12 protein-coding genes are annotated in these 14,236 nt (G+C 70.3%); 9 read left to right on the top strand and 3 right to left on the bottom strand.

The features are described from left to right. Positions 1–10 precede the first annotated feature (10 nt). Entirely contained in the window at positions 11–325 is a 315-nt protein-coding gene (locus AB0J76_RS06910; protein WP_229824241.1) for a DUF742 domain-containing protein, read from the top strand. Continuing rightward, positions 306–875: an ATP/GTP-binding protein gene (locus AB0J76_RS06905; RefSeq protein WP_352321437.1), complete on the top strand. Its 570-nt coding sequence runs from the start codon at positions 306–308 to the stop codon at positions 873–875. The genes AB0J76_RS06910 and AB0J76_RS06905 overlap by 20 nt, the downstream gene beginning before the upstream one ends. On the opposite strand, the gene AB0J76_RS06900 is transcribed toward AB0J76_RS06905, so the two are convergent. Then, entirely contained in the window at positions 869–1,828 is a 960-nt protein-coding gene (locus tag AB0J76_RS06900) for an SIS domain-containing protein (protein ID WP_352321439.1), read from the bottom strand. The two genes, AB0J76_RS06905 and AB0J76_RS06900, sit on opposite strands and share 7 nt — an antisense overlap. Then, a complete protein-coding gene (locus tag AB0J76_RS06895) occupies positions 1,825–2,934 on the bottom strand; it encodes a hypothetical protein (RefSeq protein WP_352321441.1) in 1,110 nt (369 codons plus the stop codon). Before AB0J76_RS06895 ends, AB0J76_RS06900 begins: the two co-directional genes overlap by 4 nt. 545 nt (positions 2,935–3,479) lie before the next feature. Here AB0J76_RS06895 and AB0J76_RS06890 point away from each other — a divergent pair. From AB0J76_RS06890 to AB0J76_RS06875, 4 genes are all read left to right on the top strand, one after another. After that, positions 3,480–4,601: a spermidine/putrescine ABC transporter substrate-binding protein gene (locus tag AB0J76_RS06890; RefSeq protein ID WP_352321443.1), complete on the top strand. Its 1,122-nt coding sequence runs from the start codon at positions 3,480–3,482 to the stop codon at positions 4,599–4,601. A gap of 107 nt (positions 4,602–4,708) precedes the next feature. Continuing rightward, a complete protein-coding gene (locus tag AB0J76_RS06885; protein ID WP_352321445.1) occupies positions 4,709–5,467 on the top strand; it encodes an ABC transporter permease in 759 nt (252 codons plus the stop codon). Next, positions 5,460–6,266 carry an ABC transporter permease gene (locus tag AB0J76_RS06880; RefSeq protein WP_352321447.1) on the top strand — a complete coding sequence of 269 codons (807 nt, stop codon included), beginning with the start codon at positions 5,460–5,462 and terminating at the stop codon, positions 6,264–6,266. The genes AB0J76_RS06885 and AB0J76_RS06880 overlap by 8 nt, the downstream gene beginning before the upstream one ends. Next, entirely contained in the window at positions 6,253–7,302 is a 1,050-nt protein-coding gene (locus AB0J76_RS06875; RefSeq protein ID WP_352321449.1) for an ABC transporter ATP-binding protein, read from the top strand. The genes AB0J76_RS06880 and AB0J76_RS06875 overlap by 14 nt, the downstream gene beginning before the upstream one ends. Here AB0J76_RS06875 and AB0J76_RS06870 read toward each other — a convergent pair. After that, positions 7,296–7,901: a TetR family transcriptional regulator gene (locus AB0J76_RS06870; RefSeq protein WP_352321451.1), complete on the bottom strand. Its 606-nt coding sequence runs from the start codon at positions 7,899–7,901 to the stop codon at positions 7,296–7,298. The genes AB0J76_RS06875 and AB0J76_RS06870 overlap by 7 nt on opposite strands. Positions 7,902–8,050: 149 nt before the next feature. Between AB0J76_RS06870 and AB0J76_RS06865 the strand changes: the two genes are divergently transcribed. The 3 genes from AB0J76_RS06865 to AB0J76_RS06855 all read left to right on the top strand — a co-directional run bounded on the left by AB0J76_RS06865 (position 8,051) and on the right by AB0J76_RS06855 (position 14,232). Next, entirely contained in the window at positions 8,051–9,301 is a 1,251-nt protein-coding gene (locus tag AB0J76_RS06865; protein WP_352321453.1) for a glycosyltransferase, read from the top strand. 18 nt (positions 9,302–9,319) lie between these two features. Continuing rightward, entirely contained in the window at positions 9,320–10,717 is a 1,398-nt protein-coding gene (locus AB0J76_RS06860; RefSeq protein WP_352321455.1) for an aminobutyraldehyde dehydrogenase, read from the top strand. Between the two features lie 251 nt (positions 10,718–10,968). Further along, on the top strand, positions 10,969–14,232 hold the full coding sequence (locus tag AB0J76_RS06855) for a nitrate- and nitrite sensing domain-containing protein (RefSeq protein ID WP_352321457.1): 3,264 nt from the start codon (positions 10,969–10,971) through the stop codon (positions 14,230–14,232). Positions 14,233–14,236 lie beyond the last annotated feature (4 nt).

Raw genomic sequence — 14,236 nt, 5'->3', positions numbered from 1 at the left:
GCTGGTGCGCATGTACGCCGTCACCGGCGGCAGGACGGCGCCGCGCACCGGCCTGGCCATGGAGGCACTGGTCTCGTCGGCGACCTCGGCGCGGCTCGGCATGACCTACACCCGCGAGTACCGGGCGATCAGCGAGCTGTGCCGTCAGGTGCGCTCGGTGGCCGAGATCTCCGCGCTGCTGGCCGTGCCGCTCGGCGTGGCGCGGGTGCTGGTCGCCGACATGGAGGCGGACGGGCTGGTCAAGGTCTACCAGCCGCAGCTGGAGGCCGGGCTGCCGGACCGCAGGCTGCTGGAGAGGGTCCTGAGTGGACTTCGCAGGCTCTAGCCCGACGCTCACCTCGACGAAGATCGTCGTGGCGGGCGGGTTCGGCGTGGGCAAGACGACGTTCGTCGGCGCGGTGTCGGAGATCGTGCCGCTCACGACGGAGGCCGTCATGACGGACGCCTCCGCCGGCATCGACGACCTGGGCATGACGCCGCTGAAGTCGACCACGACCGTCGCGATGGACTTCGGCCGCGTCTCGCTCGACCGCGACCTGATCCTGTACCTGTTCGGCACGCCCGGACAGCACCGGTTCTGGTTCATGTGGGACGACCTGGTCCGCGGCGCCATCGGCGCGGTCGTGCTGGTCGACACCCGCCGCCTGGCCGACAGTTTCCCCGCGATCGACTATTTCGAGGAGGCCAGGCTGCCGTTCGTCGTCGGCCTGAACGGCTGGGACGGGCGCTTCCCGCACGTGGAGAGCGAGGTGCGCGAGGCGCTCACGCTCTCACCGCAGGTGCCCATCGTGCGCACGGACGCGCGTGCCCGCCAGTCGGTCAAGAACACCCTGATCACCCTGGTCGAGCACGTGATCGGCGGCCGCCCCTACTGAGCGTTCCACCAGTACGCGGCCACCAGCTCGGCCACCAGCGTCTCGGTGAGCAGCGCCACGCCGGGGTCGTCGTCGTGCGCGTAGCGGATCGCCGCCGCGGCGTCCTTCACCTCGCCGCCCACGGAGATCACCGTGGAACCGCGCTCGCGCACCCAGTCCATGGCCTGCTCGTCGTAGCGGGAGCCGGGGAAGAGCAGCGCCCGGTAGTCGCGGGTCTTGGTGAGGTAGACGTCGACGTGCGACCAGTCGCCCGCCTCGCAGGCGTCGGCCGCGCGGCGCGGGCCCTCGCGGAACATCAGCGCCGACTGCTCGGCCGACGACAGCCGCTCGGCGGGGGCGATCGTGTAGACGCCGTCGGGCCCGTCGAGGAGCTCCATGGTCAGCGGGAGCCATTCGTCGCGGCGGTCCAGGAGGTCGCGGGTGGCCTCGGCGGCCCGGGTGAGCAGCGCGGGCAGGTCGCCGTCCGCGCCGGTGAGCCGGGCCTCGAGCGCCAGCAGCAGGGCCAGCGTGTGCTGGAACGTCCGGCAGGCCACGCCGCCGCGCTCCTCGCCCGCGCCCATGGGGACGACCAGGTCGGCCGCCTCGGTGACGGGCGAGCCGGGCACGTTGGTGATCGCGGCCACGTACGACGGGCCCCCGGCGTAGCGGGCGAGGGCGTCGAGGGTCTCGCGGCTGCCGCCGGTGGCCGAGATCGGCACGACCAGCGTGTCCGGCCCGGCCGGGTAGGTCGCCGCGGCCGAGGCGTAGTCGGCGTAGGCGTCCACGCCGGCCGCGCGCAGGCGCAGGGCCGCCACCCCGGCGGCGTACCGGGAGCTGCCCATGCCGAGGAACAGCACCCGGCGCACGCCCTCGGGCAGCCCGGCGAAGGGGTCGGCCGCGCGCAGCCGGTCGGCGAGGGCGGCCAGGGCGGCGGGCTTGGCCTCCAGGTCGGCCAGGTAGAGCTCGGGATTCACGGCAGGTTCTCCTCGGGGTACCAGGTGCGCAGCACGCCCATGGGGGCGTAGCGCCAGCGGGGCAGGTGGCGGGCGGCGTAGATCAGCTCGCGGCACTCCTGCTCGACCTCGAACGGGCGGATCAGGGTCTCGTCCAGCAGGTCGGACCGGCCGAGGCCGGACAGGCGGTCGCGGTAGGCGTCCAGCAGGCCGGCGCGGGCCCGTGCCGCCCAGGCCGCGGCGTGGGCGGGCGGGGTGCCCCGGCGCCTGACGGCGACCTGGGCCACGTGCTCCAGGCTCGTGGTGAGCTGGGCGACGTCCCTGGCGGCCGGCTGGCGCACGCCGGTGTCGGCCACGGTCGGGTTGCCGTCGAAGTCGATCACGGCGTAGCCGTCGCGCCATCGCAGGATCTGGCCCACGTGCAGGTCGCCGTGGATCCTGATCACCGGGCCCGAGAAGCCCGCGCGCAACGGCTCCAGCTCGCCGGCCAGGGCGCCGGCCCGCGTGGCCAGCCACTCGCCGTCGGCGCCGCCGGTGAGGGCGAGCGCCTCGGCCAGCGCGTCCGCGGCCCGCGCCGCCGGGTCCGCCTGTCGCGCGGACGAGCCGCCGGGCAGCGTGGACAGCGCGACGTGCAGGTCGGCAGCCAGCCGGCCGAGCTCGCCGGCGAACTGCGTGCCGCCGGACTCGGCCTCGTCCACGCACCACTCCCAGCCGTCGCGCGCCTCGGGCAGGTAGCCCGTCACCAGCGCGAGCAGCTCCTCGCCGGCGTCCGAGGCGCGGGTCAGGGCCAGGTACGGGGGCGCGGTGCCGGTGAAGCCGACCTCGACGAGGTGGGCGAAGATCTCGGGCGTCGGGTGGGGGAGCGGGACGGGCGGGCTCAGCCACTTCACGACCATCCGCTCGTCCACCACGACCGAGTGGTTGGTCTGGTCGACGTGCGGCCCGAAGCCGCGCTCGGCGGCTGTTGCCGCAAGGACGGGAAGGTCATGGAAGCGGCGGACGGCGAACGGGTGCGGCGGGTCGTGCGCCAGGGCCCGCAGCAGGCTCGTGGACAGGCCGTGATCCCGGTCGGAGACGGGCTCCGCCGCGAGGGCGGCGAGCCGGGGCGCAATTGAATCCCAGTTCAACAGATTGACCATCGTTCCCGATCGACGTGTGGAAGGAAGTCTCGCTCATGTTGATATCCGCTGCAACTTCGCCCTCTTCGGAGCCCGTCCGCGCATTAGGGGAAAAGCGCCTGCGCCGGTCAGGAGGGTACGGTCCCGCCCCCGGTGCTCTCGCCGGGCCGCCCCTGCCTCCGTGTGCGAGCGGGGTCCGCGCGGCCGTCACCGTGACCGAAACCCGCCGTGGGCGGATCGGGATCCCTCGCCCGTTTCCTGAGCACCCGCCAGGGATCGCACGCTCCTGAGCCGATAGATTACGGCTGGGAGAGATGGCGCGAAGAGCGCGGCCCAAAGGCGGTCCGTACGCGAGGTGAGAGGTCCCTCACGGACCGGGATGAGGCGACTCCGTTATTGAATCTCGATTCAACACTCTGATCAAACTTCCTGGTAGCAATGTCGGGAAAAGTCTTGCTCATGTTGATTTCTGCTGCAACACTCCTGCTCTGGTCTGCCGTGTCCAGTAAGGTCGCGCGACCCCTCAATCCTCAGCACCAGAAGGAGTAGCGGCCGTGTCCCGTAACCGGTTCACCCGTCGTCTTCCGGCCGCCGTGGCGGTGGCCGGCCTCGCGCTAGCCGTCGCGGCGTGCGGCGGTGGGTCGTCGAGCAGCTCAGACGGCACGACCGCGGCCAAGGCCGAACAGCTCCAGCCCAACGCCGACCTGACCAAGCAGTCGCTCCAGGTGACCGTCTGGCCGGGCTACACCCCGGAGGAGCTGCCGCAGAAGGTCAAGCAGCAGCTCAAGGTCAAGGAGATGGGGATCACCAACCACGACACCAACGAGCTGGCGATGGCCAAGCTGACCGCCTCCGGCGACAGCGGCATCGACGTGGCGTTCGTGTCCGGCCAGTACGCCCAGGCGCTCAACGCCCAGGGCCTGCTGGAGCCCATCCACCCCGAGCTGATCCCCAACCTGGCCAATCTCTACCCCGAGGCCACCCAGCTCTCCTACGACAAGGGCAACAAGTACTCGGTGCCCTACACCTGGGGCACCACCGGCATCTGCTACCGCAGCGACCTGGTGAAGACGCCGCCGACGAGCTGGAACGACATCCTCAAGCCCCCCTCCTGGGCCGAGAAGAAGGTCACCATGATGACCACCGAGCGCTGGCTGGTCCTGCCCGCGCTCAAGGCGCTCGGCTACTCGGTCAACACCGAGAAGGACGAGGAGATCGCCAAGGCCAAGGAGCTCCTGGTCTCGCAGAAGCCGCACCTGCTGCGCTACGACGACACCACCTTCGGCGACCGGCTGAAGTCCGGCGAGGCCATCATGGTCGAGGCGTGGGACGGCTGGTGCCCGACCACGGACGAGAAGCAGAACATCAAGTTCGTGGTGCCGAAGGAGGGCAGCGACCTCTGGGTGGACACCATGGTGATCATGAAGTCCTCCAAGAACAAGGAGGCGGCCCACGCCTTCATCAACATGATCCTCGACCCGGAGATCCACCGCTGGGCGGCCGAGAACATCAACTACAAGGTCCCCAACAAGGCCGCCATGGACAAGGTGACCATTCCCAAGGGCTCGCTGCTGGACATCAAGCCGGCGGAACTGCTCAACGGTGAGTCGATCATCGACCTGGGGCAGGCGTCGACCAAGTTCAGCCGCCTGTCGCAGGAAGTCACGGCCGGATAGTCGTTGGTGCAGTGAGATCCGAGGTCAAGGCCCGGCCGGTGTCCCGTCAGCGGGGTCGCCGGCTGGGCGCGTTCGTTTTCCTTTCGCCAGGTCTGACGTACCTGGTCGTGCTCCTCCTCGTGCCGCTGGCGCTGGTGCTCAGCTACACCGTCTTCCAGCGGGGGCGCTTCGGGGGCATCGTCTACGAGTTCACGCTGGAGAACTTCCAGCGCCTGTTCGACTCGCTCTACCTGAACGTCGTCGGCGACTCGCTGAAGATGGCCACGATCGCCACGCTGATCGCGTTGCTGCTCGGCTACCCGACGGCGTACCTGATCGCCCAGCTCCCGCCGAAGTGGAAGACGATCGCCCTGGTGGCGGTCGTGCTGCCCTTCTGGACGAACTTCATCATCCGCGTCTACGCGTGGATCATCATGCTCAGCAGTCAGGGGCTGCTCAGCTCCCTGCTGGGCAAGGAGATGGAGCTGCTGTACACCCAGGGCGCGATCGTCACCGGGCTGCTCTACTCGTACCTGCCGCTCATGGTGCTGCCGTTGTACTCCTCGATCGAGAAGCTGGACCCGCAGTTGCGCGAGGCGTCGGCGAACCTCGGGGCCTCGGCGTTCACCACGTTCCGGAAGGTGACGCTGCCGCTGACCCTGCCCGGCGCGCTGACCGGGGCGATGTTCGTGTTCGTGCCGAGCTTCGGCAACTTCGTCATCCCCGAGATGCTCGGCGGCAACAAGTCCATCATGGTGGGGAACCTGATCCGCAACCAGTTCCTGGTCGCGCGCGACTGGCCGTTCGGCTCGGCGCTGGTGCTGGCGCTGATCGCGGTGCTGATCCTGCTGCTGCTCGTGCAGGCGTGGGCGGCCCGCCGTGCGTAGACCCAAGCTGCTGTACGTGCCCTTCTGGGTGACCTACGCCTTCCTGTACGTGCCGATCATCGTCCTGGTCGTCATGTCCTTCAACTCCGGCAAGTCGGCCTACACCTACGAGGGCTTCAGCCTCAAGTGGTACGGCGAGCTGGCCGCCGACGAGAAGATCAGAGAGGGCCTGGTCAACACCCTGATCGTGGCCCTGGGCTCGACGGCGATCGCCACCGTGCTCGGCACGCTGCTGGCCGTCGGCCTGGCCCGGTACACCAAGTCGAAGATCCTCGACGCGATCTCGCTCATGCCGGCCGTGCTGCCCGACCTGGTGCTCGGGATCGGGCTGCTGGTCCTGTACGCCCTGATCAACACCTTCCTGGCCCAGTGGGACGCCCAGTTCGCCCTTGGCCTGCCCACGGTGACCATCGCGCACGCCGTGTTCTCGCTGGCGTTCGTCGCGGCGGTGGTGCGCACCCGGCTCACCAACGCCGACACCTCGCTGGAGGAGGCCTCGCGCGACCTGGGGGCCGGGCCGGTGGTCACGTTCATGAAGGTCACGCTGCCGCAGTTGCTGCCCGGGATCGTCGCCGGGGCGCTGCTGGCGTTCACGCTGTCGCTGGACGAGTTCGTGATCGCCTTCTTCACGATCGGCAACGCCGAGCCGACGCTGCCGATCGTCATCTACTCAATGGTTCGTTTCGGGGTGACCCCGAAGATCAACGCGCTGGCCGCGATCCTGCTCCTCGTGAGCTTCACGGCGGTGATCGCCGGGCAGCGGATGACCAAGATCGGGAAATCACGTGCTCAGGATTGACGGGGTCACCCGCAGGTTCGGTGACGTCACCGCGCTCGACGGCGTCTCGCTGGAGATCGAGCAGGGCGAGTTCTTCGCCCTGCTCGGGCCCTCCGGCTGCGGCAAGACCACCCTGCTGCGCATCATCGCCGGGTTCGAGACGCCGGACGCCGGCACGGTCACGCTCGACGGCGAGGACCTGCTGTCCAAGCAGCCCAACCGGCGGCCGATCAGCCTCATGTTCCAGTCGTACGCGCTGTTCCCGCACATGACGGTGGCCAAGAACGTGGCCTACGGCCTGGAGCGGGAGAAGCTGCCCCGGCAGGAGATCAAGCAGCGGGTCGGCGAGGTGCTGGAGACCGTGGGCCTGTCGGCGCACGCCTCGCGCAAGCCCGCCCAGCTGTCCGGCGGCCAGCGGCAGCGGGTCGCGCTGGCCCGGTCGATCGTCAAGCGGCCGCGGCTGCTGCTGCTCGACGAGCCGCTGTCGGCCCTGGACAAGAAGGTCCGCGCGGACATGCAGCTGGAGCTCAAGCGGCTGCAGAGCGAGGTCGGCATCACCTTCGTGGTCGTCACGCACGACCAGGAGGAGGCCATGTCGCTGGCCGACCGCATCGCGGTCTTCGACAGCGGCAGCGTGCGCCAGGTGGACGCCCCCGTGGCGCTGTACGAGCGCCCGCGCTCGCCGTTCGTGGCCGACTTCGTCGGGGCGAACAACCTGTTCGAGGGCGTCTGCACCGGCCTGGACGGGATCAAGAGCGAGGAGTTCGGCATGCTGGCCGGCACGCCGCTCGAGGACCTGGCCGCCGACACCAAGGCGCTGCTCGCGGTGCGGCCCGAGAAGATCGAGCTGGCCGACGAGAACGCGGCGCGGGGCCTGAAGGGCAGCGTCCTGGACGTGAGCTTCTACGGCGGCGTCTCGCACATCTCCGTGGACGTGCCCGGACGGGCCAAGCCCGTGCTCGCCGCGGTGCAGGGGGCGAGCACGGTGCAGCCCGGCGCCAAGGTGAAGGTGCGCTGGGAGGCCCAGGACGCCGTCATCATGGCGGTCGATCAATGAGCCAGGTCGTTGCCCGTCGCCGCCCGCGCGTACGACAGGATCAGCTCGGCCGCCTCGTCGGGGCCGATCAGCGGATGCCTGGCGGTGATGCGGTAGCCGTAGGCGTCCTCCAGGGCCACCAGGTTGCGCGCGATGGTCACGGAGTCGGCCGTCAGCCGGAAGACCCCGAGCGCGGCCCCGGTGTCCAGGATCGCCTGGTACATCGACACCTGGCGGTCGTACAGCGAGGTGAGCAGCACGCCGTAGACCCGGTTGCGGCCCGCGGCGCCGCCCAGCTCGTTGAGCAGGCGGACGTCGGGGTCGAGCGGCCCGGTCGGCAACCCCGACCGGATCGTGACGACCAGCTTCTCGACCGGGTCGGTGAAGTCGGCCAGGCGGCGCATGCGCAGCTCGTAGAACCGCTCCATGCCCGCGTGCTGCGCCTCGACCAGCAGTTCGCCCAGGTCGGGGTAGTGGTAGAGCACGGCTCCGGAGGTCAGACCGGCCTCCTCGGCGACGTGCGAGAGCTGTACACCGTCGATCCCGTGGCGGATGATGGCTCGGCGCGCGGCCTCGATCAAGTCGATGCGCCGGTCACTACGGCTTTTGCGCTGGGCCACGACCACCACCCCCCGTGCGTTTGGTCACCATTCAGATCGGCCGTGACCATAGTGCACTTAACTTGCGCTTCACGCTAGATGAGTATTTGAATTCCTCTTCAATTTGACGAGTTCCCCCGGAGTTCACGATGTCCCTCACCATCCTGTTCATGCCAGAGAGCGCGTACGGCCCCACGAACAACTGCATCGGCGTCGGCGACATTCTCCGCCGTCGCGGGCACCGCGTCGTCTTCGCCGCGGAGTCGTCCTGGAAGGGCAAGCTCGAAGCGCTCGGCTTCGAGGAGGACCTCGTCGACCTGGCCCCGCCGCCCGAGAACGCCGAGGAGCAGGACGCCGGCCAGTTCTGGAAGGACTTCATCCGCGACACCGCGCCGGAGTACCGCAAGAGCACGCTGGAGCAGCTCGACACCGTCATCAAGCCCATCTGGGACTCCCTCATCGACGGCGCCAAGTACTGCGAGCCGCAGCTCAAGGCCATCATCGAGCGGGTGAACCCGGACGTGATCGTCGAGGACAACGTGATCACGTTCCCGGCGCTGCTCACGGCGGGCAAGAAGTTCGTCCGGATCGTCTCCTGCAACCCGCTGGAGGTGCGCGGCGAGAACGTCGCGCCGGTCTTCTCCGGCCTGCCCGCCGACGACCGCTCTGGCTGGGACGCCTTCCGCGCCGAGTACGAGCGCACCCACCGCGAGATCTGGACCGCCTTCAACGAGTGGTGCGTCGAGCAGGGCACCGCCCCGCTGCCCGACCTGGACTTCATCCACGAGGGCGACCTGAACCTGTACGTCTTCCCCGAGATCCTCGACTACACCGACGCCCGCCCGCTCGGCCCGAGCTGGCACCGGCTCGACTCCTCGGTGCGCGAGACCGACGAGGACTTCACGCTGCCCTTCGAGCGCAACGACGGCTCGCTGATCTACTTCTCGCTCGGCTCGCTCGGCTCCTCCGACGTGGAGCTGATGCAGCGCGTGATCGACATCCTGGCCGGCACGCGGCACCAGTACATCGTCTCCAAGGGCCCGCTGCACGAGGAGATCAAGCTCGCCGACAACATGTACGGCGCCGAGTTCCTGCCGCAGACGAAGATCATCCCCCTGTGCGACCTGGTCATCACGCACGGCGGCAACAACACCACCACCGAGGCGGCGCACTTCGGCAAGCCGATGATCGTGCTGCCGCTGTTCTGGGACCAGTACGACAACGCCCAGCGGGTGGACGAGCTGGGCTACGGTGTCCGGCTGTCGACCTACACCTTCACCGACGAGGAGCTGACCGGCGCGGTGGAGCGCCTGCTCGGCGACACCGAGATGCGCGCGAGGCTCGCCGCCGCCGGCGAGGAGATCCGCCGCCGCGACGGCCTGCGCAAGGCCGCCGACCTGATCGAACAGCTCGGCCAGTAGGGATTTCGAGGACTTTCCATGCGTGAACTGATCAACCCCGCCACCGGCCTCCCGTGCGCCGAGATCCCGGACACCCCGGTGGCCGACGTGGCGGCGGCCGTCCGGACCGCCCGGGGCGCGTTCGAGGAGTGGGCGCAGACCACCCCCGCCGAGCGCCAGCGGCTGCTGCTGCGCCTGGCCGACCTGGTGGAGGCCGACGCCGAGGAGCTGACTCGGCTGGAGGTGGAGGAGACCGGCAAGCCGGCGGCCGTGTTCAGGGACGGCGAGCTGCCCTTCGCCGTCGACAACCTGCGCTTCTTCGCCGGCGCCGCCCGTTCGCTCGAAGGGTCGGGGGCCGGGGTGTTCAGCGCCGGTTACACCTCGGTGCTGCTGCGTCGTCCGGTCGGGGTGGTGGGGTCGATCGCGCCGTGGAACTTCCCGTTCGTCATGGCGGTGTGGAAGGTCGGCCCGGCCGTGGCCGCCGGGAACGCCGTGGTCATCAAGCCGGCGCCGCAGACGCCGCGGACGACGCTGCGCCTGGCCGAGCTGTTCGCCAAGGCGGGCGCGCCCGAAGGGCTCGTCCAGGCGGTCACCGGCGACGCCGAGGTCGGCCAGGCGCTGGTGACCGACCCGGGCGTGGACATGGTCAGCGTCACCGGCTCGACCGGCACCGGCCGGGCGGTCATGACCGGCGCGGCGGCCACCCTCAAGCGGGTGCACCTCGAACTCGGCGGCAAGGCGCCCGCCCTGGTCTTCCAGGACGCCGACCTGGCCGAGATGGCCCGCGGCGTGGCCATGGGCGCCACGTACAACACCGGCCAGGACTGCACCGCGGCCACCCGCGTCTACGTCGCCCGCGAGATCTACGACGACGCCGTGGAGGCCATCCGCGCGACTCTCGCCGAGATCACCGTGGGCGACCCCTGGGACCCGGCGACGGACATCGGCCCGCTGATCTCGGCCGCCCACCGCGAGCGCGTGCACGGCTTCGTCGCGCGCTCGGGCGGACGGATCGTGCACGGCGGCGCGCCCGTCGAGGGGCCGGGCTTCTTCTACCCGCCGACGCTTGTGACCGATGTCGCACAGGACAGCGAGATCGTCCAAGGTGAACTTTTCGGACCGGTCCTTGTGGCTCTGCCGTTCGACGGCGAGGACGAGGCCGTCCGGCTGGCCAACGACACCCCCTACGGGCTCGCCTCGTCGGTGTGGTCGCGCGACGTCGCGCGGGCGATGCGCGTGTCGCATCGGCTCGACGTGGGTGTGACCTGGGTGAACGATCACCTGCCGATCGCCAGCGAGGCGCCGCACGGCGGCGTGAAGGGCAGCGGGTTCGGCAAGGACATGAGCCAGGAGGCGGTGCAGGAGTATTCGGTGACGCGGCATCTCATGGTCAAGCACGCGGCACCCGTGGAGCGGGATTCGTTCCGGCCCGCCTGAAAACGTGTACGGCGATATGACGCCCAAAGTGTCGCTTTGGGTGCATTTAGTGGGAAATGTACGGTTGGCCGTCTGGTACGGACTGTGTTCCAATTACCCAGCCGGACAGAATCCCATGCGCCACACGCGTGTCTGATTTCTTTCGAGCACGTACCGGCGAGAGGTAGCGAGAGTCAGTGAGGACGGAAAACCCCAGGCACACGAGGTCAGGGGAGTACACAGGCGGAAGGTTCCGGCTGGGGAACTGGCGTGTGCGCTCGAGGTTGATCGCGCTGATCCTCATCCCCACCATCGTGGGCGTGCTCCTCGCGGGCGTGCAGCTCGCCAACGCCATCGGGACGAGCTCCGAGTACCGCCGGCTGACCCAGGTCGCCGAGCTGGTGCAGCGCATCGGCGGGCTCAACCACGAGCTGGCCAAGGAGCGCACGCTCACCGCGTGGTACGTCACCGACCAGTCGAAGGCGGGGCGGTTCGGTCAGCTCAAGACCCAGCGCCTGGCCGTCGACGCGGCCAAGAAGAAGGTGCTGGCCTCGGCCAACGCCATCGACGCCGCGCACTCGGCCCGTATCCGCGACGGTGTGGAGAACATGCGCCGGTGGCTCACCGGCCTCGACAGCCTCCGCGCGTCGATGGTGGCCGAGGGCGTGCCCCCGCGAGCCGCGATCACCACGTACACCACCATGATCGGCGTCTTCTCCGCGATCCAGGGCGACCTGGGCGACGGGGTGAACGACGACGACCTCCAGGGTGACGTGGCCGCCCTCGGCTCGCTGCAGCGGGTCAAGGAAGAAGTCTCCAGGCAGCAGGCCATTCTCATGATCGCGCTCATCGAGCGTGAGCTGGACTACGACGACCTGTCGGAGTTCCTCGGCTCGTGGAGCCGCCAGCAGGCCGAGCTGACCGCCTTCGAGCGGGAGGCCGACCCGGCGGACCTGCGGGCGTACCAGAAGACCATGCGCGGGCCGGACATCGACCGCGCCGACGCCATGCGGCAGCGCGCCCTGGCCCAGGTCCGCGAGTACAACCGGATCCGTGACCTCGACGTCACCTCCGCCCGCGACCTGAGCCGCTGGTACGACAGCACCACCCTGGCCGGCAACACCATGCGCAAGGTCGAGGACTCCCTGGCCACCAAGATCGTGGCCAGGGCCCGCGAGCTGAGCGACACCGAGCAGCGCAACGCCATCATCAGCGGCGCGACCATCCTCGTGCTGCTGCTGCTCGTCCTGATCATCACCACCCGGGTGGCCGGTTCGCTGGTCCGCCCGCTGCGCCGGCTGCGCGCCGAGGCGCTCCAGGTGGCCACCACCCGGCTGCCCGAGACCGTCCGCATCCTGCGCGAGTCCGGCGACGGCGCGCAGATGCCCGAAGTGCCGTCGGTCGGCGTCAACACCCGCGACGAGATCGGTGAAGTGGCGCGGGCCTTCGACGAGGTCCACCGCGAGGCGCTCCGGCTGGCCGGCGACGAGGCCAAGCTGCGCGCCAACGTCAACGCCATGTTCGTCAACCTCTCCCGCCGCAGCCAGACGCTGGTCGAACGGCAGCTGCAGCTCATCGAGGGCCTGGAGCAGGGCGAGGAGGACGAGCAGCGGCTCGCCAACCTCTTCCGCCTCGACCACCTGGCCACCCGCATGCGCCGCAACAGCGAGAACCTCCTGGTCCTCGCCGGCCAGGAGGCCGCGCGCAAGTGGAGCGAGCCGGTGCCGCTGGTCGACATCGCCCGCGCCTCGCTGTCGGAGGTCGAGAACTACGAGCGGGTCCAGATCAAGATCCCGTCCGGCACGCTGATCGTCGGCCCGGCCGTCACCGACGCCGTCCACCTGCTCGCCGAGCTGATCGAGAACGCGATCTCCTTCTCGCCGCGCGAGAGCAAGGTCGAGGTCTCCAGCGTGGCCACCGACGGCGGCGTCATGATCTCCATCAACGACCTGGGCATCGGCATGAGCCCCGAGGAGCTCGCCGAGGCCAACTGGCGCCTGGCCAACCCGCCCGTCGTGGACGTCGGCGTCTCCCGCCGCATGGGCCTGTTCGTGGTCGGCCGCCTGGCCCTGCGCCACGGCATCCGCGTCCAGCTCAGCATGCGGGAGACCGGCGGCCTGAGCGCGCTGGTGATGATGCCCGACATGCTCATCAGCGGCGGCGCCGGCATGCCGCAGCAGCCCGGCAGCCAGTACGAGGCGTTCACCACGTTCGACCCGAGCCAGTTCGGCATCGCCGCCGCGCCCGCCGAGGCGAGCCAGAACGGCGCGCCCGTCTCCGCGCCCGACGCGGCCGACCGGGTGCTGGACACGCAGTGGCCGGGCTCGCTGCCCGCGCCGGGCACCGGCAACTGGCCTTCCTTCGCCGACGAGCCGGCCCAGGAGGAGACCCGCTGGGGATCCTTCGGCGAGGAGCCGGCCCGGGACGAGCCGCGCTGGCCGTCGTTCGCCGAGGAGCCCAAGCCCTCCTTCACCGAGGAGCCGAAGCCGTTCTTCGGCGACGAGCCCAAGCCGTTCTTCGGCGAGGAGCCGAAGCCGGCCTTCGGCGATGCGCCCAAGCCGTTCTTCGCCGACGAGCCGCCCGCGGCCCAGCCCGAGCCGCAGCCGCAGGCCCAGTCCCCGTGGGGCGAGCAGCGCTGGCCCTCCTTCGCCGAGCAGCCCCCGCCCCTGCAGGACGACGAGCCCCGCTGGCCGTCCTTCGCCACCGAGCCGCCGCAGAGCGGGACGGAGGAGCCTCGCTGGTCCTCCTTCGGCTCGCCGTCCTTCGGCGACACCTCGCTCGGCCAGTCGGCCTTCAACGAGGAGCCGCCGCGGCGGTCCCTGTTCGAGTCGGTCGACCCGCCGCGCCCCTCGGCGTTCGGCGAGGAGCCCTACCGGGCGGCGTTCGGCGACCTGCCGGGGTTCGGCGCGGAGGAGCCCAAGCCCGCCGACCAGTACGAGCAGAGCCGGCCGGGCGCCTACGGCCCGTTCGGCCAGGGCGACTACTCCTCCCAGGACCTGACCGGCCCGCTCCCCGTGGTGCGCACCTCGCCCCTGGAGGAGCAGAGCGAGGAGTTCCTGCCGATCTTCTCGTCCGTCGGCTCGGACTGGTTCCGCAGGCCCGACCCCGAGCAGCTGCGCCAGCAGGAGCAGGAGCCCGAGCACGAGATCACCGCCGTGCATCCGGCCGTGCCCGCCGATCCTCCTGCGGCCGCGCCGCCCGCCGCCCCGGCGGTGGGCCGGTCCGGGCTGCCGCAGCGCAGGCCCGGCCAGTCGGGCGCCGGCGCGTCGTGGTCCTCGCCCGCCGACTCCGGCTTCCAGGCGGCCCAGGCCGCGGCGCAGCCCGCCCAGGCCGGCACGACGTCCTCGGGCCTGCCGCGCCGGGTGCCCAAGGCCAACCTCGTGCCCGGTACGGCCAGTCTCGCCGAGCCGCAGCCCACGTCGCCGCCGCCGCAGATCTCGCCCGAGCGGTTGCGCAGCAGGCTCTCCAGCTTCCAGCAGGGAGTGCGGCAAGGCCGCGCGTTCACCCGCGGAGAAGAGAATGAGGAGGACAAATGAGAGA

This window comes from Nonomuraea sp. NPDC049624, from assembly GCF_040675255.1.
In the GTDB taxonomy this organism is placed as follows: Bacteria; Actinomycetota; Actinomycetes; order Streptosporangiales; family Streptosporangiaceae; genus Nonomuraea.
The sequence above is the reverse complement of the archived record's forward strand: the minus strand, read 5'-3'. Positions and strand labels throughout refer to the sequence as shown.